Genomic DNA, 20,125 nt, shown 5'->3' with positions numbered 1-20,125 from the left:
AATGGCAGCAAAAGACGTTAAATTTGGTAATGATGCACGTGTAAAAATGTTAGCAGGTGTCAATATTTTAGCTGACGCAGTAAAAGTCACTTTAGGTCCTAAAGGTCGTAATGTAGTTTTAGATAAATCTTTCGGCGCACCAACAATCACTAAAGACGGTGTGTCAGTAGCACGTGAAATCGAATTAGAAGATAAATTCGAAAACATGGGTGCGCAAATGGTGAAAGAAGTAGCATCTAAAGCTAACGATGCTGCTGGTGATGGTACAACAACAGCGACGGTTTTAGCACAAGCTATTGTCAATGAAGGTTTAAAAGCAGTTGCAGCAGGTATGAACCCAATGGATTTAAAACGTGGTATCGATAAAGCAGTAGCAGCCGTAGTCACTGAATTAAAAGCACTATCTAAGCCTTGTGAAACTTCAAAAGAAATCGAACAAGTTGGTACCATCTCTGCAAACTCGGACAGTATTGTTGGTCAAATCATTGCGCAAGCAATGGATAAAGTCGGTAAAGAAGGTGTCATTACTGTTGAAGATGGTACAGGCTTAGAAGACGAACTCGCTGTAGTTGAAGGTATGCAATTTGATCGTGGTTACTTGTCTCCATACTTCATCAACAAACCAGAAACCGCAACCGTTGAATTAGATAATCCATTTATTTTATTAGTAGATAAAAAAGTATCTAACATCCGCGAATTACTTCCTGTGCTAGAAGGTGTTGCGAAAGCAGGTAAACCATTATTAATTATCGCTGAAGATGTCGAAGGTGAAGCACTTGCAACCTTAGTTGTGAACACTATGCGCGGTATCGTCAAAGTAGCCGCAGTAAAAGCGCCTGGTTTTGGTGATCGTCGTAAAGCGATGTTGCAAGATATCGCAATCCTCACTGCGGGTACAGTGATTTCTGAAGAAATCGGTATGGAATTAGAAAAAGCGACTTTAGAAGATCTTGGTCAAGCAAAACGTGTTGTTATCAATAAAGACAATACTACTATTATTGACGGTATTGGCGATGAAGCCCAAATCCAAGGTCGTGTAGCACAAATTCGTCAGCAAATTGAAGAATCCACTTCTGACTATGATAAAGAAAAATTACAAGAACGTGTCGCTAAATTAGCTGGCGGTGTGGCTGTAATTAAAGTGGGTGCCGCAACTGAAGTTGAAATGAAAGAGAAAAAAGCACGCGTAGAAGATGCATTACACGCAACACGTGCTGCTGTTGAAGAAGGTATCGTTGCTGGTGGTGGTGTTGCATTAATTCGTGCAGCAAGCAAAGTAGCGAGTCTTCAAGGCGATAACGAAGAGCAAAATGTTGGGATCAAACTTGCGTTACGCGCAATGGAAGCACCATTACGTCAAATCGTCGCTAATGCTGGTGAAGAAGCCTCTGTAATTGCAAGCGCAGTGAAAAATGGTGAAGGTAACTTCGGTTATAACGCAGGTACAGAACAATACGGCGATATGATCGAAATGGGTATCCTAGATCCAACTAAAGTAACTCGTAGTGCATTACAATTCGCCGCTTCTGTAGCTGGTTTAATGATCACGACAGAATGTATGGTGACAGACTTACCAAAAGATGACAAAGCAGATCTAGGTGCAGCTGGTATGGGCGGCATGGGTGGAATGGGCGGTATGATGTAATCTCTCTCCCAATAAATTAAAAAAGACTGAGTTTAAAAACTCAGTCTTTTTTTGTTAAAAATTATCTACTCATCTCCTCCATTCAAGCTCGATATATTACAAATTATATAATGATATGCTATATTGGGTTTCCTTTAAATCAAGGAGATACAAATGAAAAAACTTATCACACTTTCAACATTAATGATGAGCGCACTTTCAGTGCAAGCTGCCGATTTATACCTTTATGCTGGTGCAGGTTTAAAAGATCCCGTTGAGAAAATTGTCAAAAAATTCGAGCAAGAAACTGGCAATAAAGTGACGATTGAATATGCAGGTTCAGGGCAACTCCTTGCTCGCTATAATACTGTCAAAACAGGCGATCTTTACTTACCAGGTTCAAGTGATTACGTAGAAAAACTGGAAAAAACAGGTGACGTTAAAGAATCAGCACCGTTAGTCTTACATATTCCTGTCATGGCAATTCGTAAAGACAAAAGCTCAGGAATTGATTCTTTCAAAGCCCTTGCTGAGAGTAACTTACGCCTAGGTATTGGCGATAGCAAAGCCATGGCTCTTGGTAAAGGGGCTGAGAAAATCATTGAATTATCAGGCTATCAAAAAGAATTAAATGACAAAATCGTTGTAAAAGCAGCCACTGTGAAGCAGCTTATGTTGTATTTATTAAATGGTGATGTCGATGCCGCTGTCATAGGACGTTCAGGCGCTTGGAAAGTACGTGATAAACTGGATTTACTACCAAACCCTGCTGGTACACCAGAAGAAAAAGTCACTATTGCATTACTGACCTCAAGCAAAAATCCAAAAGAAGCTAAACAGTTACTTGAACTTTTCAAATCAGAACAAGGTATAAAATATTTTACGGATGAAGGTTTCTTACCTGCTAAATAAAAGCGCCAGTTTAAAATTAGCACTGTTACCATTACTTATCTTACTCTTGATTGTATTAGGTTCAGTGCTTTCTTTAATCACCCAGCTAGATATGCACTTTTTTAAGATCATATTAACTGATCCTGAATTGCATTTTGCGCTGCTGATGTCACTTAGTACTTTCTTATTGTCACTTATTCTCGCGCTTTGTATTGCGATTCCTTCAGCATGGGTCATGAGTCAAGTGCAGTTACCTTTCCAGAAGTTTATTGATACTATCCTTGATTTACCTATGGTTTTACCTCCTCTCGTCACTGGACTAAGTTTACTACTTTTATTCAATTCACAGGGTATTGTAAGTCAATTAGTCCCTTTTATTAGTCAGTGGATTTTTAGCCCTATTGGTATTGTGATTGCCCAAACTTACATTGCAAGCTCAATTATGCTACGTAATGCACGTGGCACATTTTCTGCGTTAGATGTAGGCTATCGCCTTGTTGCTTATAATCTGGGCTTATCCCCTTTTAATACGTTACTAAAAATAGAATTACCCATGTGTTGGAAGCCGCTTCTATGCGGTGCTATTCTTGCCTGGTCAAGAGCAATAGGTGAATTTGGTGCTACATTAATGTTAGCTGGTGCAACGCGTTTTAAAACAGAAACCTTACCTATGGCAGTTTATCTCAATATTGCGAGCGGCGATTTTGAGATTGCAGTTGGTGCCTCATTGTGGCTACTCTTTATTTCAGCCTGCCTCTTATTTTTATTGCGTACGATTAATCGGAATATCTAATATGCTAGTGATTCAACACTTATATGCAGGAATTCTTAAAAATATCCATTTACACCTCAGAACAGGCGAATGTGTTGCTGTTGTTGGACAATCTGGTAGTGGAAAAACTACTTTGCTGAATGCGATTGCTGGTTATATTGATTATCAAGGTAAGATTGAGTTAGCTCAAAAAAATCTCAGCTCAATCCCACCTTGGCAACGTAATTGCCGCTATCTAAATCAACGATTATATTTATTTCCACACAAAACTGTTGCTGGCAACTTAATTTTGGCAAAACCAACCGCACTTCGCGCTGAACAACTGCAATTATTGGCTAAACTACATATCGATCACTTAATTGATCGCTATCCACATCAACTTTCAGGCGGTGAACAACAACGTGCAGCATTAGCACGAGCACTCATTAATCCCCCAGATATATTACTACTGGATGAACCATTTTCATCACTTGATTGGGAAACGAGACAACATACTTGGACAATGCTTAAAGGCTTAATTCAAACAGCGCAAATTACAACTTTATTGGTGACACATGAGCCTAAAGAAGCTGACTATCTTGCAGATCGACAAATCCAATTACACCAAGGGCAACTTAATTAACTAAAAAGGAATCCACTATGATTTATTTTTCAGATAACGAGCTTGATGATTTTTTACTTGAAGATATTTATCGTGGAGATCTCACTACGCATGCTTTAGATATTGAGAACACTCAAGCCAAAATATTATTTAAACGTAAAAATACAGGAATTGTGGCAGGCATTCATATTGCTGAGAAGTTATTGAAAAAGCTAGAGATTAACCCCAAAATCTATGTGAATGACGGTGATTATGTAAGCGCAGATACAGTGCTGATAAGTGCGGTCGATTCGGCAGATAAATTACATCAAGCTTGGAAAGTTGTTCAATTAGTGCTTGAATGGTCTTGTGGTGTTGCACAATATACAGCAGACATGCTCGCCAACGCAAGAGCAATTAATCCTGATGCGGTAATTGCTTGCACACGTAAAAGTATTCCTGGTACAAGAAAACTAGCGACTAATGCAGTACTTGCTGCTGGTGGGCATATTCACCGGCAAGGGATTAGTGAAACCTTATTAGTATTTACTAATCATCGTAACTTACTGGATAGCCCTGAAGACTGGCAACATATTGTCGCAACACTAAAACGTAATGCTCCTGAACATAAAATTACGCTCGAAGTAGATAATCTCACGCAATTTCAGCACATGCTTCACGCACAACCCGATATTATTCAATTGGATAAATTCTCACCAGAGCAAGTAAAACAAGCATTAACATACTTAAAAACAACACAGCAAAATATCAAACTATCAGTAGCAGGAGGCGTAAATAAACATAACGTAGCAGATTATGCCAAACTCGGAATTGATCTATTTATTACTTCTGCCCCTTATTATGCCCCGCCAGAAGATATTAAAGTGATTATTGAAAAACAATAGATCAACTTTTTGCTACATACAAAAATAAATTGAGCGCTGAATAATACAGCGCTCAATATGCCTTTAATGATCAAATAATTTAACTTTATCTGCTGCGATCGCGACGTTCTTTACGTGGACGCTCATTAAAAGTGCGGTGACTTTTTTCTTTAAATTTACGATCTTCACGTGCAAAACGCGACTCATCGCCACGTCCTTTGCGCTTCCCACCACGACGCTCACCAGCAAAGTCTTCACGACCACCACCAACTGTATTAACAAATGACATTTGCATTTGTTTATTCATAACACGTGTTTTTTCGAACACTTTCAGCAATTCTTTTGGCATGCCTTGTGGCAGTTCAATCGTTGAATAATCATCATAAAGTTTAATATGCCCAATATAACGGCTGTTAATATCACCTTCGTTTGCAATGGCACCCACAATATGGCGCACTTCAACCCCATCAATACGTCCCACTTCAATACGATATAAATCCATTGGTTGTGGATTACCATAGCCACGACGTTCTGCTGAACGCGGATTTTCACGCCCGCCACGATCTCGGCGCTCACCTCGTTCACCACGAGAAGTTTTACGGTCAATAATTGGATCTGGCGGCAGAATTAATTTTTGTTTACCTTGCAATAACATTAACATTGCTGCAGCAATATCTTCTTGATCTTGATCAGCAGTAAACATGTCTTCTAATAAACTGCGGTAAAGTTCCAAATCATGATGTTCAAGCTGTACAGTGATTTTCGCTTTAAATTTTTCACGACGACAAACCTGCAGTACTTCATGATTTGGTACTTCAACTTCAGTAATTGGCTTTTTAGTTAACTGCTCAATATTACGTAATAAGCGACGTTCTCTTGGTTCAACAAACAATAACGCCCGACCAGTACGACCCGCACGTCCTGTACGCCCAATGCGATGTACATAGGATTCTGCATCAAGCGGAATATCATAGTTCACAACAAGGCTAATACGTTCTACATCCAAACCACGCGCAGCCACATCAGTTGCCACAAGAATATCGAGGCTACCATTTCTCAAACGATCTAAGGTTTGCTCACGTAATTGTTGCGTCATATCCCCGTTTAACGCAGCTGCACGAAAACCATGTTTTTCAAGTAGCTCCGTCACATCAAGCGTGCCTGTTTTGGTACGAGTAAAAATAATTGCAGCATCGAAATTTTCTACTTCTAAAAAACGTAATAAAGCATCATTTTTACGGAAACCATGTACATACCAGCAACTCTGCGTAATATCAGGGTTCGTGGTTTGTGTCGATTTAATTTTGATCTCTTTTGGATCATGCATAAAACGTTTGGTGATACGACGAATTGGCTCTGGCATTGTTGCCGAGAAAAGTGCGGTTTGATGCTGCTCTGGTAATTCAGCCATTACTGTTTCAACATCATCAATAAAGCCCATACGTAACATTTCATCAGCTTCATCTAACACCATAAAGCGTAAATTAGATAGGTCTAATGTTCCACGACGGATATGGTCTAAAATACGGCCAGGAGTTCCCACCACCACTTGTGTGCCTTGACGCAGAGCACGTAATTGGATGTCGTAACGTTGACCACCGTAAAGTGTCACAATATTGACATTTTTAGCATATTTACAAAATTGTTCGCAAGCATCAGCCACTTGGATTGCCAATTCACGAGTTGGTGCCATAACCAACATTTGTGGATACTTTTTATCTAAATCTAATTGTGCCAATAAAGGCAAAGAAAACGCAGCAGTTTTACCACTACCTGTTTGTGCCATACCTAAGACATCATTGCCTTCTAAAAGGTATGGAATACAAGTTTGTTGGATTGGAGAAGGGGTTTCAAACCCTAAATCAGATACAGCGTTAATAAGAAATTCAGGCAAGCCTAAATCTTTGAAAGTCATTTTCGTTTCAGTCATTAAAATACTCGAATATAAAAAAAAAGCTCACTAAGCAGTGAGCTAGTGTAATAAATGTTGTTCGCTTTCACGTTTTACAACAGCCCATGACATTAAAAATGTCATTATTGGTTTGAATTTTGCTTCAATTTCAAAAGTTCAAACATCGCAAAACGATACTCAACGAAGTTATATACTTGGTTTGCAAGAGCCAATTTAAACAGTGTTTCCGCTTCATTAAATTGACCTGAATTGAGTTTTAGTTTTGCTAAATAAAAGTAGGTTTCAGTTAAAATTTCAGCATATTTTGCTCTATTAGCTTCAGCAAATTGTTGTGCTTGAATAAATAATTCTTTAACTGATAGTTTTCCCAAATAATATTGGACAAGATGCGTCCCCCAATATTCATCAGAAAGCAAATCTGCACGTTGAGCAAGATTTTGCTTTGCTTCCTGAGGATTGAGCTTTAATTCATTTAAATAGAGCCATAAAGTGCGGTAAGGATCTGATTTATCAGCTTGATAAAATTGAAGAAAATCCCGCTGTGCTAATTCATAACGTGCAACGTAATGAAAATTTAGTCCTCTATTGAAAAACGCATATTCATAATTAGGATCAAGTTCAAACAGTATATTGAACACATCAAGAGACGCACTATATTCCTGTTCTAATAATAAATATAATCCTAAATAATTAAACGCTGCCACCAATTTTGGATACAACGTTAATGCTTGGTCAAAATCATAACGCGCTAATCCCCATAATCCTAAACTGTCGTATAGTACGCCTCGTTCAAAATATAAAATAGCCCGTTCTTCTTTTTTTAAACCTTTAATAAGTAACAATTGGCTAATCTTAGCAACCATAATTTCATGTTCAAGATGGTTATTTGGATTCTGTTCTGCTAATAATAATTTATCTTTCGCAATAAATACTTGCTCATGATTGACACAAGCACTCAAAAATAATACCCAAAAAGGGAAGAACAGTATGAAATTTAACAACTTATTAGGTTGCTTCATCTCGATTAGCCTTAAAGCACAAATAGTACTTGCTAAAATAAAATTACAGCTCTCAAAATAAGAACTGTAATCCTATAACTTAATTACGCTTGCTCTTCAGTTGTTATTTCTTCTACAACATCAGCTTGCTCTTGCTTAGGTACAATATCTTTCATCGTTAGACGAATACGACCTTGACGATCAATTTCAACAACTTTAACCGTGACTTCTTGACCTAGTGCTAAATAATCACTAACTTTTTCGACACGTTCCTCTGCAATCTGAGAAATATGAACAAGCCCTTCTTTATTCCCAACGATAGCAACAAACGCACCAAAATCAGCCAAACGGGTAACTTTACCTTTATAAACTACACCAGATTCAACTTCTGCAGTAATGTCTTCAATACGCGCCATCACATCTTTCACAGCGTTACTATCGACTGCAGCAATTTTCACTGTACCATCATCATCAATATCAATTGACGTACCTGTTTCCTCAGTTAATGCTCGAATTGTTGCACCACCTTTACCGATCACATCTTTGATTTTCTTCGGATCAATTTTCATCGTATAAATACGTGGAGCAAAGTCAGAAATATCGGCACGAGGAGCCGCAATAGCTTGCTCCATAACACCTAAAATATGTAATCTCGCCCCTTTTGCTTGATTTAATGCAATTTGCATAATTTCAGCGGTAATGCCTTCAATTTTAATATCCATTTGCAGAGCAGTCACACCTTCACGTGTTCCTGCCACTTTAAAATCCATATCTCCTAAATGATCTTCATCACCTAAGATATCAGAAAGCACAACAAACTTTTCATCTTCTTTCACTAATCCCATTGCAATGCCTGCAACAGCTGCTTTAATTGGTACACCAGCGTCCATTAAAGCTAACGACGCACCACACACTGATGCCATAGATGATGAGCCATTTGATTCAGTAATTTCAGACACAACACGCACAACATATGGGAATTCAGCTAATGTTGGCATTACGGCTGCAACACCACGTTTTGCCAAACGGCCATGACCAATCTCACGACGTTTTGGCGAACCAATCATACCGGTTTCACCGACAGAATACGGAGGGAAATTATAATGGAATAAGAAATGATCTGAACGTTCACCTGTTAATTCATCAATAATTTGCGCATCGCGTTCAGTACCTAAAGTAGCGACTGCTAGCGCTTGCGTTTCACCGCGGGTAAAAATTGCAGAACCATGAGTACGTGGCAATACACCTGTACAAATATCTAACGCACGAACCGTATCTACGGTACGACCATCAATACGTGGTTCACCATTTAAAATACGACCACGCACGATTTGACTCTCAAGTGCGGTGAAAATATCAATAATTTTACCTTCACTGATTTCTTCGCCTTCTGTTGCTTCAGCAGCAATTTGTGCAAGCACATCAGCTTTAATTACATCAATTTGTTCATAGCGAGATTGCTTTTCAGTGATACGATAAGCTTCACCTAAACGTACTTCTGCAATGGCTTTTACTTTATCGATTAATGTCGTATTTGGCTCTGGAGCAACCCAATTCCAGCGCGGTTTACCAGCTTCAGCTGCAAATTCCTTAATTGCGTCAATAACCACTTGTTGTTGCTGATGACCAAAGACAACTGCGGCTAGCATTTGTTCTTCAGTTAAAATATCAGCTTCAGATTCAACCATTAATACCGCTTTATCAGTACCCGCAACAACTAAATCTAAACGGCTTTGTTTTTGCTCATTCATAGTTGGGTTTAATACGAATTTATCATCAATCAAACCAACACGAGCAGCACCGATAGGACCATTAAATGGTACGCCAGATAATGAAAGTGCAGCTGAAGCACCAATCATAGCAACTAAATCAGGGCAAATTTGTGGATTTACAGAAACAACGGTTGCAACGATTTGAATTTCGTTATAAAAACCTTCTGGGAAAAGAGGACGAATTGGACGGTCAATTAAACGAGCGATTAACGTTTCACCTTCAGATGGACGACCTTCACGCTTGAAGAAACCACCAGGAATGCGACCTGCTGCATAAGTACGCTCTTGATAATTCACTGTTAATGGGAAGAAATCTTCTTGACCTTCTTTCACATCTTTTTTTGCTACTACAGTAACAAAAACGGTTGTGTCATCCATACTTGCCATTACTGCTGCAGTTGCTTGACGTGCAATCGCACCGGTTTCTAATGTTACAGTATGCTGACCATATTTAAATTGTTTTACAATTGGATTCACAATGTTTTCCTTTTTAACATGAAAAGTCGAGAAACTAAGAATTAATTCACCGACTTATAAACTTAAACTTTGCTTTACTTTCCAAATTGCGACTAGCAAAAATAATCTTTTTGACTGTTTTTTAAAATTAAAAATTACTTTTGATAGCCGCACGCTAATACAGAAAATAAAACTTGCTTATTATACAGGCTTTTCTAGGGATTGGTAACTTATTTTCAGAGACAACAATGAATAAGTTAAAAAACGATGATAAAAATGGAGACAAGAAAAACTTGGTGGAGTTAATCGGGATCGAACCGACGACCTCTTGAATGCCATTCAAGCGCTCTCCCAACTGAGCTATAACCCCATATTAGAAATGTCGTGGCGGTAATGATAAATTCCGCCACGCAAGCTGTCAACATCAATTTCATGATATTGTATTACAAGATTAAATATTAAGCATTTTGACTTTTAATAAAATCAATTGCTTTTTGAATACGTGCTAAGCTACGTTCTCTGCCAATACCGACTAAAGTAACATCCATTGATGGCGATTGACCCGAGCCTGTTACTGCGACACGCAACGGCATCCCAACCTTCCCCATCCCCAACGCTAATTCTGTTGCAGTTTGTTCAATAGCTTCGTGCGTACTCTGTAAATCCCAGTTTGAAAGTGCGGTCAGTTTTTCTTTCACTTTTTCAAGTGGCTCAATCGCAGCTGCTTTAAAATGTTTTTTCACGGCTGCTTCATCAAAACAATCAAATTCTTCAAAGAAATATCGACTAGAAATAGCCATCTCTTTTAATGTTTTACAACGTTCTGCTAACATGTTGACAATTTCTTCTAGCGCAGGACCATTTGAAGGATCAATACCTTGATCTTGATAATGCCATGCTAAATGTTTTGCAACATATTCTGCAGGTAATTCACGGATATAATGATGGTTTAACCAGAGTAATTTTTCCGTATTAAATGCACTCGCTGATTTACTCACGCTTTCAAGCTCGAATAAATTAATCATTTCTTCCACAGAAAAAATTTCTTGATCGCCATGTCCCCAGCCTAAGCGAACTAAATAGTTGAGTAATGCTTCTGGTAAATAACCATCATCGCGATATTGCATCACACTGACTGCACCGTGACGTTTTGATAATTTCTGCCCGTCATCACCTAAAATCATTGAAACATGCGCATAAGTTGGAATTGGAGCACCTAATGCTTTTAAAATATTAATTTGACGCGGTGTATTATTAATATGGTCTTCGCCACGCACAACATGGGTAATGCCCATATCCCAATCATCCACTACTACACAGAAATTATAGGTTGGAGAACCATCAGTACGGCGAATAATTAAATCATCTAATTCACTATTGCTAATTTCAATATGTCCACGTACTGCATCTTCAAAAATTACCGAACCTTCCGTTGGATTCTTAAAACGTACAACGTGCGGCTGTTTAGGATCATGCTCATCATCATGTAAACAATGGCGATCATAACGTGGCTTTTGTTTATTTTGTTCTTGTGTATGACGAAGCGTTTCTAAGCGTTCTTTTGAACAATAACAGCGATATGCTAATCCCTGTTCAATCATTTGATCAATAACTTGGTTATAACGATCAAAACGCTTCGTTTGAAAATAAGGACCGTGTTCCCATGCTAGATTTAACCATTCCATACCCTCTAAAATGGCTGCAGTTGCTTCTGGTGTAGAGCGCTCTAAATCCGTATCTTCAATCCGCAATACAAATTCACCATTATGATGTTTTGCATATAGCCATGAATAAAGTGCTGTTCTAGCACCTCCAACATGTAAATATCCTGTTGGGCTTGGTGCAAAACGTGTACGCACTTTTACATTTGGATCTAAATTAAATAATGCTGCTAATTTCATTGTATAACCTTTATCTCATTTCATTTTTTCAAGAAAAATTTGTTCAAAATTGTACTATAAGTTTAAATAATTCCGAATAAAAATTATGAATTTATGCCTATTTTTAAAACAATTGAGTATTTTTTTGCAAAAACTTGTTGACTGAATAGAACTAATAATTATAATGCCTCCTCACAACATTTGGGCGATTAGCTCAGTTGGGAGAGCACCTCCCTTACAAGGAGGGGGTCACTGGTTCGAGACCGGTATCGCCCACCACTTTTCAACTTATTTGATGGTGTGTCCAATGTTGTTATATAACGAGGGCGATTAGCTCAGTTGGGAGAGCACCTCCCTTACAAGGAGGGGGTCACTGGTTCGAGACCGGTATCGCCCACCACTTTTAAGTGTTCCACTTCGTTATATTACCCAAAGATTTTAAGTCTCAAGTGGGCGATTAGCTCAGTTGGGAGAGCACCTCCCTTACAAGGAGGGGGTCACTGGTTCGAGACCGGTATCGCCCACCACTTAAGACTTAAAAAACCTCTTCTTTAAGTTTAAATTTCTTACAAAATATATTGCCTCAAATAATCATCCTCGATGATGACAATGTCATATTTCATGTGTAAAAAAGAAGAAGGGTGATTAGCTCAGTTGGGAGAGCACCGCCCTTACAAGGAGGGGGTCACTGGTTCGAGACTGGTATCGCCCGCCATGACTACTCAAATATCTTTATGTCACAAGCTAACCTAAGAAAATAGACATATCTTCCATAAGCATTTTGTTCTTTTCTGTATAAGATGATAAAGTACGCACAATGATTTTTATTCAATATGGCATTCTCTGATGTATAAACCCGTTAAATACAAAAACTTAATCTTAATTGCGAACGGCTTAACTCGTTTACTCGGTAATATTGTCAAAACATTAAGTTATCCTTTCCATTTCATTTTTCCCAAAAAACGTTTCACTATCCCAGAATTTGATCCTGCTCGCCGCCAATCTACGAAGAACACAAAAATTAATCGAGTAATTTGGCAAACGAACTACAGTAACAAAGTCACTTTACCCATTTACTGTAACTATCTTTTTAATCGTTTACTCTCTTGGAGCTATGAATATCGTTATGTCAGCACAGAAGCACGTGCTGACTACATTAAAACTCACGGTGATGAACGTACATTTAACGCTTATAGCAAATTAACTGACGGTGCCGCACAAGCTGATTTTTGGCGAATTTTCACTCTTTATCATGAAGGCGGTGTTTATATGGATATTGATGGACATCTTGTGTGGTGCTTAGACAGCATTATTGATGAGGAAGACGATGAAGTCGTGATCGCACGTCGTGGTCAATATACTAATTTCTTTTTAGCCAGTAAAAAAGGCAATGCTTTTTTGAAGGAAACATTAGATATCATTATTGATAACATTGAGCAAGAACGCGTCAATGGAGGCGTATTCAGTTTAACTGGACCAAAAACATTAATCAAAGCATTAGAAAATAAAGATGTTAACTCACGCTTAGATAAACTCACTTGTTCACAAGGTACCTTCACCAATGAATATTTTCAATATATTGATAAGAAACGAGGCAAATGGATTCACGCAAAAAATGAAGATTTGTTGAAATAAGCCATGACATTTAAATGTGCGATCAGGTTGACAAAACTTTTGTAAAACTGACCGCACTTTTCTATATAAAAGCCAGTGCAAACACATCTATGCTAAATACAAAAATGCCAAATCATTTTACTCAATAGCTCGCGAGTTGGATGAATAAATTCAGTCGATAAAAATTCATTAGGTTGATGAGCTTGTTCAATTGACCCTGGACCCAATACTAATGTTGGGCAAAGCTGCTGAATGAAAGGTGCTTCTGTACAATAATTAACAACTTCGCATTTTTCCCCTAATAATTTTTCAACTACTTGTACAATTTGGGCTGAATGCTCACATTCATAGCCCGGTATTGGTTCATGTAATGCGTGCAATGAGATACGATCACCCCATTTCTCAAACATTGGCGCTAATTTTTCCTGTAACATATCATTTAAATCTTGCAGACATAAATTGGGCAAAGGGCGAATATCAAAATGCAGCTCACAACATGCGCAAATACGATTGACCGCATCACCACCCGAAATAGCACCGAAATTCATAGTTGGATAAGGGATTTCAAAGGCTGCATGATGATATTTTGCACATAGCTCATCACGCATTTGCATTAAATAGCCTGTCGCTTCATGCATTAATTCAATCGCATTGATCCCTTTAGTTGGATCACTAGAATGACCACTTTTACCGATAATACGTAATGCTTCACCAATATGCCCTTTATGTGCCCGAATTGGTTTTAATGAAGTAGGTTCACCAATAATGGCACAATCTGGACGAATATGTGTATGTTGAATAAAAGTCCTTGCACCTAACATCGTCGTTTCTTCATCCGCAGTGGCTAAAATACGAAGCGGTTTTGTTAATTGCTTCAAATCAAGTTGTTTCACAGCATCAATCACAAAAGCAAAAAAACCTTTCATATCGGCTGTCCCCAATCCATACAATTTGCCATCTTGTTCTGTTAACTTAAATGGATCGAAGCGCCAACGTCCTTCATCAAAAGGTACTGTATCGGTATGCCCAGCAAGTAATAGTCCTCCTTGACCCTCACCATAACTTGCTAATAAATTAAATTTATTTCGACTTCCTTCTACCGCCATAATCTCTGTCTTAAATCCTATCGTCTCTAACCAACTTGCTAATAACTCAATCAAAAAACGATTAGACTGATCAAAATTCGGTTCTACACTACTCATCGTCGGTGATGCTATTAATTGTTGATACATCTGTAAAAAAGAAGGAATGTTTTTCATTGAATTTACCTTACGAAATGAAATAAATATTGTATTTTAGATATTTATGCACAATAATAGCATAATTAATCAAAGGTAATATTATCTTAGTATATTTAAGGTACAACATCACATGCAAAAAGCAATCATCATCGGTGCAAGCGGTTATACAGGAGCTGAACTCGCGCGTATTTTGACTCAGCACCCTAAATTCACATTAACAGGGTTATATGTATCAAATCAAAGTCAAGATGCCCACAAAGCTTTGGCTGATATCTACCCTCAACTTAAGCACATTGTCAATTTATCATTGCAACCTTTGCCAGAAAACTTGACTACGCTAGCACAACAAAACGATCTTGTTTTTTTAGCAACAGCTCATGAAGTCAGTCATAATTTAGCTCCCATTTTCTTACAACATCACTGTAAAGTATTTGATTTATCTGGTGCTTTTCGCGTCAATGATATGCAATTTTATACTGACTATTATGGTTTTGAACATCAATACCCTGAGCTATTACAACAAGCTGTTTATGGGCTTGCGGAATGGAATGATAAACAAATTAAGCAAACAAATTTAGTCGCTGTTGCAGGTTGCTACCCAACAGTTTCGCAATTAAGTTTAAAACCGTTAATTGAGCATCATTTACTCGATCTAAACCAACTCCCGATTATCAATGCCATCAGTGGTGTAAGCGGTGCTGGGCGGAAAGCCTCACTCACGACGAGTTTTTGTGAAGTCAGTTTCAATGCCTATGGTATATTTAATCACCGTCACCAACCAGAAATCGCAACGCATTTAGGTACAGAAGTCATCTTTACACCTCATTTGGGTAACTTTAAACGAGGAATCCTCGCGACGATCACGGCAAAACTCAAGGTGGGTATCACAGATGAGCAAATTCAGGCTGCATATCAACAATATTATGCGAATAAACCATTAGTGCGTCTTTATCAACAAGGGTTACCAAGCATTAAAGCTGTCGAATTTACCCCTTATTGCGATATTGGTTTCGTCACTAAAAATGGATATATCATTATTATTGGTGCAGAAGATAATTTATTAAAAGGTGCAGCAGCACAGGCCGTACAATGTGCCAATATTCGTTATGGTTTACCAGAAACATTAGGATTAATTTAAATGAACCCGTTAGTCATTAAATTAGGCGGCGTATTACTTGATACGCCTATCGCTCTGCAAAATTTATTTACCGCACTAGCCAATTATCAACAACATTTTGATCGTGCTTTAGTCGTTGTTCATGGTGGCGGTTGCGTTGCAGATGACCTTATGCAGCGCTTGAATTTACCCGTAAAGAAGAAAAATGGACTGCGTATCACACCAAGTGATCAAATTGATATCATTACAGGGGCATTAGCTGGTATCGCTAATAAGACATTAGTTGCCCAAGCTGCGAAGTTCCATTTAAATCCTGTTGGCTTATGCTTAGCAGATGGCAACCTAACTAGAGCCATTCAACTTGATCCCGAACTAGGGCATGTTGCGACTGTTATTCCTAAAAATCCTACATTATTAAACTATTTGCTTGGCGAAGCTTTCTTGCCTATTATTAGCTCAATTGCAGTAGACGAAAATGGCTTATTAATGAACGTTAATGCAGATCAAGCTGCAACTGCTATCGCTGCCCTGATTAATGCTGATTTAGTCATGCTCTCTGATGTAGAGGGTGTATTAGACGCAAATAAGCAACTCTTATCTGAATTGACAACGACACAAATTGAGCAATTCATTACAGAGAAAGTGATCACTGACGGCATGATTGTCAAAGTGAAAGCAGCATTAGATGCAGCAACGATACTCAATCGTGGTGTAGATATTGCAAGTTGGAAATATCCTGAAAAACTGACCGCACTTTTTAGCGGAGAAATTATTGGTACAAGAATTAAACCTTAAAAAACAAGAGGAAGATATGGCACTTTGGGGTGGTCGCTTTACACAAGCGGCAGATAAGCGTTTTAAAGATTTCAATGATTCATTACGTTTTGATTATCGTTTAGCAGAACAGGATATTACAGGCTCTATTGGCTGGTCAAAAGCCTTAGTTAGTGTTGGTGTATTAAACAGCATAGAACAACAACAACTAGAAATTGCACTAAACGAATTATTAATAGAGGTACGCTCAAATCCACAAGCAATTTTACAAGATGATGCCGAAGATATTCACAGTTGGGTAGAAAGTAAACTCATTGATAAAGTCGGTAATTTAGGTAAAAAATTACATACTGGACGTAGCCGTAACGACCAAGTCGCGCTGGATATCAAAATGTGGTGTAAACAGCGTGTGCTTGAATTACAGTTATCTATCAGAACATTACAACGTAAATTAGTCAGTACGGCAGAAAACAATCAACATGCTGTCATGCCCGGTTACACTCACTTACAACGCGCTCAACCAATCACTTTTGCCCACTGGTGTATGGCATACGTAGAAATGTTAGAACGCGATCATTCACGTTTAACTGATGCTTATAAACGTATGGATTATTGTCCACTAGGAAGTGGTGCCTTGGCAGGTACAGCTTATGCTGTAGATCGTGAACAACTTGCGCAGGATTTAGGCTTTGCATTTGCTACTCGTAATAGCTTAGACAGTGTATCAGATCGTGATCATATCGTTGAATTACTTTCTACCGCATCACTGAGTATGGCACACTTATCAAGATTTGCCGAAGATATGATTATTTTTAATAGTGGCGAAGCAAACTTTGTTGAGCTCTCTGATCGTGTTACTTCTGGTTCATCCCTTATGCCACAAAAGAAAAACCCTGATGCATGTGAATTAATTCGAGGCAAAGCAGGTCGTGTCATGGGAGCACTAACAGGTATGTTAATGACATTAAAAGGCTTACCACTAGCTTATAACAAAGATATGCAAGAAGACAAAGAAGGTATCTTTGATGCACTAGACACATGGCAAGATTGTATTGATATGGCAACCTTAGTATTAGAGGGGATCCATGTTAATGTAGAACGTACTAAAGAAGCAGCATTAAAAGGTTATTCGAATGCGACGGAATTGGCAGATTATCTCGTAGCAAAAGGTGTGCCATTCCGTGATTCACATCATATTGTAGGTGAAACAGTCGTCTATGCAATTCAACAACACAAAGCGCTTGAAGCATTAACTGTCGCTGAATTTAAGCAATTCAGTGATGTAGTAGAAGAAGATGTCTATGAAATCCTTTCACTTCAATCTTGTTTAGATAAGCGCTGTGCCAAAGGCGGAGTATCCCCATTACGCGTCGCCGAAGCTATCAACGAAGCAAAACAAAGATTAAGCTAGTGCTAATGAATAGCAAAAACGCAATCTCATAGATTGCGTTTTTATCATCACCTAACTAAGAAAAGAGTAAAAATGGTTCACAACTTATAAAAGTAATTAAGTTATTAATTCTCTATTTAGTTTCATAATGCTACAATAATGAAGCATGGCTAAAAAGGTCATAAAGAGTTGTAGCTCCCTCTCTCATTTCGCAGTGCTACAATTGCAAGTGAAGTTACAGTCAGTTACAAGCAATTGTAGTTCCCTCTCTCATTTCGCAGTGCTACAATTGACCGTACAAATCAAACCATAAATTGATCGTTGTAGTTCCCTCTCTCATTTCGCAGTGCTACAATTAAAAAATATTGGCTTGAAACGCTGATCAAGTTGTAGTTCCCTCTCTCATTTCGCAGTGCTACAATGCTTTATCTATACACAGCAACTCGAGATGAGTTGTAGTTCCCTCTCTCATTTCGCAGTGCTACAATAAAATATCATCGTTTTTATCAAGCACCTTGGTTGTAGTTCCCTCTCTCATTTCGCAGTGCTACAATGGATAAACCACTCCACCGAAGTGGAGTGGGGTTGTAGTTCCCTCTCTCATTTCGCAGTGCTACAATTCACGTAATCATAGCCGCGAGATAAATAATGTTGTAGTTCCCTCTCTCATTTCGCAGTGCTACAATCTCAACGCTCTCATTCCTTATATACCAAAGAATGAGAGCGTTTTTTATGACAAAAAAGAGAGACATTTTTTACTATTTTCAAATAGTCTTTTAAATTTTTAAGCAAAAATTGCCTCAAGAATATTCTTTAATAAGATAAAAAAGAGTAAATTTTCTGCTAAGACAAGACAATAAAAGAACAAAAAACAAGCAATCAAATATATTTTTATGTGTTATATAATAAGCAAACATCTAATACTAAATAGTCAGAAAAGTAGCATTTGATTTGCATTTACTTTTTTCTCTTGAGGCTTTAATTCGCCTAATAAAATTGTCATACTCGCAAACTGTTTTTCAGTGACTTCTAAACAACGAATTGATCCTTCTTCAGGTAAATGTTCACATAATCGCTTATTATGTTTCTGCATAGCATCTCTTCCTCTAATAATTCGTGCATAAACAGAAAGCTGTAACATTTGATAGCCATCTTTCAATAAAAAATGACGAAATTGACTTGCTGCTTTTCGTTTTTCTTTAGTTGTCACTGGCAAATCAAAAAACACAATTAAACGCATAAATTTACCCTCACTCATAATGATGCTCCTTTAATGGCATCATTTCAGGTAGTTTTAACAATTTCGCATTTTGTGAAACTAATGCTACCTGCAAAGAACCTACTGTACGATCTATAGCTGCTAATACACTAAAAGTTTCTTCTCGAAACAGCATTTGATAATGTAATATTTTAATCAGTGCTTGCTTAGTTAAAGGAGATAATCCTTGCTGTAATTTATCTTCTGACCATAACTGCCATACCATTAAATCGACTAATGGTCTGAAAGGTTCAATAAAATCATCGGCCAAATTAAAAGGATTTAACTCGCTACGATGAAATAACCCTAATTGTGGTAGCCAACCATAAAGCACTAAAGCACGAGCTACAGCTGAACGTAAAACAGTATAGGCGTAATTAAGATGTGCATTTATCCTATTTTCTTCAGTACGCCTAAATGCTTTACCAAACAAGGTTTGAAAATAAATTAATGCTGCTTGCCCTTCAATATTTTCTTTATCTCCAGACTTAACTGCATCAGCCATTCGATTTAAACGCTTCGCTTCGTCAATATAATCAACCTGTGCTAATACAAAAGCTTGATTACGAATTTTTTGCTGAACAATTTTTTGCCAAAGTTGCTTCTTTTGTGGCTGTGTTGCCTCTAACTGCAATTTAAGGGTTTTCAATTGTCGATAATATTGCCCGAAAGGTAACCACTGTCCACAAGGTAAAAATTGTTCATCACAAGTTAACAGCGTAATTCCATTTTGGGCTAATGCGGACAGCAGAGGAATAGTAATTACAGTTTCTTTACTTTCAATGACGATGACAGCAATATCTTCTAATGGAATTGTAAACTCACTATCTGATTGCTGAATTAACATTTGTTTTTGTTGTAATGACAGCTTACCTCCATTACTAATTAAAATACTACGCCAGCTCATTCTGACTCCTTAAAAAAATCCCAATTTTCTCAAAAGGAAAATTGGGATTAATGTG

Annotated in this window: 16 protein-coding genes, 5 tRNA genes and 1 CRISPR repeat array; of the genes, 13 read left to right on the top strand and 8 right to left on the bottom strand. The window is 37.9% G+C overall.

Annotation, left to right across the window (positions count from 1 at the left end):
* Position 1: 1 nt before the first annotated feature.
* The 5 genes from groL (at position 2) to modD (ending at position 4,772) form a co-directional block, all read left to right on the top strand.
* Positions 2-1,645: a chaperonin GroEL gene (gene groL, locus C0975_RS00960; protein WP_101774535.1), complete on the top strand. Its 1,644-nt coding sequence runs from the start codon at positions 2-4 to the stop codon at positions 1,643-1,645.
* A gap of 153 nt (positions 1,646-1,798) precedes the next feature.
* Positions 1,799-2,536 (top strand): molybdate ABC transporter substrate-binding protein, encoded by a 738-nt coding sequence (modA, locus tag C0975_RS00955; protein ID WP_101774534.1) that lies wholly within the window; start codon positions 1,799-1,801, stop codon positions 2,534-2,536.
* Positions 2,511-3,308 carry an ABC transporter permease gene (locus C0975_RS00950; RefSeq protein WP_101774533.1) on the top strand — a complete coding sequence of 266 codons (798 nt, stop codon included), beginning with the start codon at positions 2,511-2,513 and terminating at the stop codon, positions 3,306-3,308. The genes modA and C0975_RS00950 overlap by 26 nt, the downstream gene beginning before the upstream one ends.
* A 1-nt stretch (position 3,309) precedes the next feature.
* Entirely contained in the window at positions 3,310-3,909 is a 600-nt protein-coding gene (locus C0975_RS00945) for an ABC transporter ATP-binding protein (RefSeq protein WP_101774532.1), read from the top strand.
* 17 nt (positions 3,910-3,926) lie between these two features.
* Positions 3,927-4,772, top strand: a complete 846-nt coding sequence (gene modD / locus C0975_RS00940; protein ID WP_101774531.1) for a ModD protein — start codon at positions 3,927-3,929, stop codon at positions 4,770-4,772.
* Between the two features lie 85 nt (positions 4,773-4,857).
* On the opposite strand, the gene C0975_RS00935 is transcribed toward modD, so the two are convergent.
* The 5 genes from C0975_RS00935 to gltX form a co-directional block, all read right to left on the bottom strand.
* The gene (locus tag C0975_RS00935) at positions 4,858-6,681 is read right to left on the bottom strand and encodes a DEAD/DEAH box helicase (RefSeq protein WP_101774530.1); all 1,824 of its coding nucleotides are present in this window, start codon (positions 6,679-6,681) and stop codon (positions 4,858-4,860) included.
* A gap of 104 nt (positions 6,682-6,785) precedes the next feature.
* Positions 6,786-7,682, bottom strand: coding sequence for a lipoprotein NlpI (gene nlpI, locus C0975_RS00930; RefSeq protein WP_101774529.1), 897 nt, complete (start codon positions 7,680-7,682; stop codon positions 6,786-6,788).
* A gap of 83 nt (positions 7,683-7,765) precedes the next feature.
* Positions 7,766-9,910: a polyribonucleotide nucleotidyltransferase gene (gene pnp / locus C0975_RS00925; protein ID WP_101774528.1), complete on the bottom strand. Its 2,145-nt coding sequence runs from the start codon at positions 9,908-9,910 to the stop codon at positions 7,766-7,768.
* A gap of 273 nt (positions 9,911-10,183) precedes the next feature.
* Positions 10,184-10,259 (bottom strand) — tRNA-Ala (locus tag C0975_RS00920).
* 88 nt (positions 10,260-10,347) lie between these two features.
* The gene (gene gltX, locus C0975_RS00915; RefSeq protein WP_101774527.1) at positions 10,348-11,790 is read right to left on the bottom strand and encodes a glutamate--tRNA ligase; all 1,443 of its coding nucleotides are present in this window, start codon (positions 11,788-11,790) and stop codon (positions 10,348-10,350) included.
* A 182-nt stretch (positions 11,791-11,972) separates the two neighbouring features.
* Between gltX and C0975_RS00910 the strand changes: the two genes are divergently transcribed.
* The 5 genes from C0975_RS00910 (at position 11,973) to C0975_RS00890 (ending at position 13,404) form a co-directional block, all read left to right on the top strand.
* Positions 11,973-12,048: transfer RNA gene (locus C0975_RS00910), tRNA-Val, on the top strand.
* A 45-nt stretch (positions 12,049-12,093) separates the two neighbouring features.
* Positions 12,094-12,169, top strand: a tRNA-Val gene (locus tag C0975_RS00905).
* Positions 12,170-12,220: 51 nt separating this feature from the next.
* Positions 12,221-12,296 (top strand) — tRNA-Val (locus C0975_RS00900).
* 112 nt (positions 12,297-12,408) lie between these two features.
* Positions 12,409-12,484: transfer RNA gene (locus C0975_RS00895), tRNA-Val, on the top strand.
* Between the two features lie 131 nt (positions 12,485-12,615).
* Positions 12,616-13,404, top strand: a complete 789-nt coding sequence (locus C0975_RS00890; protein ID WP_101774526.1) for a glycosyltransferase family 32 protein — start codon at positions 12,616-12,618, stop codon at positions 13,402-13,404.
* Between the two features lie 92 nt (positions 13,405-13,496).
* On the opposite strand, the gene argE is transcribed toward C0975_RS00890, so the two are convergent.
* Positions 13,497-14,642 carry an acetylornithine deacetylase gene (argE, locus tag C0975_RS00885; RefSeq protein WP_101774525.1) on the bottom strand — a complete coding sequence of 382 codons (1,146 nt, stop codon included), beginning with the start codon at positions 14,640-14,642 and terminating at the stop codon, positions 13,497-13,499.
* Between the two features lie 112 nt (positions 14,643-14,754).
* Here argE and argC point away from each other — a divergent pair, with 112 nt between their 5' ends.
* The 3 genes from argC to argH are packed head-to-tail and all read left to right on the top strand — an operon-like array spanning position 14,755 to position 17,926.
* On the top strand, positions 14,755-15,762 hold the full coding sequence (gene argC / locus C0975_RS11465) for an N-acetyl-gamma-glutamyl-phosphate reductase (protein WP_101774524.1): 1,008 nt from the start codon (positions 14,755-14,757) through the stop codon (positions 15,760-15,762).
* Positions 15,763-16,536 (top strand): acetylglutamate kinase, encoded by a 774-nt coding sequence (gene argB, locus C0975_RS11460; protein WP_101774523.1) that lies wholly within the window; start codon positions 15,763-15,765, stop codon positions 16,534-16,536. It abuts the gene before it with no gap.
* 16 nt (positions 16,537-16,552) lie between these two features.
* A complete protein-coding gene (gene argH / locus C0975_RS00870; protein ID WP_101774812.1) occupies positions 16,553-17,926 on the top strand; it encodes an argininosuccinate lyase in 1,374 nt (457 codons plus the stop codon).
* A 167-nt stretch (positions 17,927-18,093) separates the two neighbouring features.
* Positions 18,094-18,591: direct repeats of the CRISPR family, unit length 36 nt; unit sequence GTTGTAGTTCCCTCTCTCATTTCGCAGTGCTACAAT.
* A 245-nt stretch (positions 18,592-18,836) separates the two neighbouring features.
* Here argH and cas2 read toward each other — a convergent pair.
* Positions 18,837-19,163 carry a CRISPR-associated endonuclease Cas2 gene (gene cas2 / locus C0975_RS00865; RefSeq protein WP_101774522.1) on the bottom strand — a complete coding sequence of 109 codons (327 nt, stop codon included), beginning with the start codon at positions 19,161-19,163 and terminating at the stop codon, positions 18,837-18,839.
* Positions 19,156-20,070 carry a type II CRISPR-associated endonuclease Cas1 gene (cas1, locus tag C0975_RS00860; protein ID WP_101774521.1) on the bottom strand — a complete coding sequence of 305 codons (915 nt, stop codon included), beginning with the start codon at positions 20,068-20,070 and terminating at the stop codon, positions 19,156-19,158. Before cas1 ends, cas2 begins: the two co-directional genes overlap by 8 nt.
* Positions 20,071-20,125: the final 55 nt, after the last annotated feature.

Origin of the sequence: Pasteurella oralis (assembly GCF_002850605.1) — a bacterium.
Lineage (GTDB): Bacteria > Pseudomonadota > Gammaproteobacteria > Enterobacterales > Pasteurellaceae > Pasteurella > Pasteurella oralis.
This window is presented reverse-complemented; position numbering and strand designations above follow the sequence as displayed.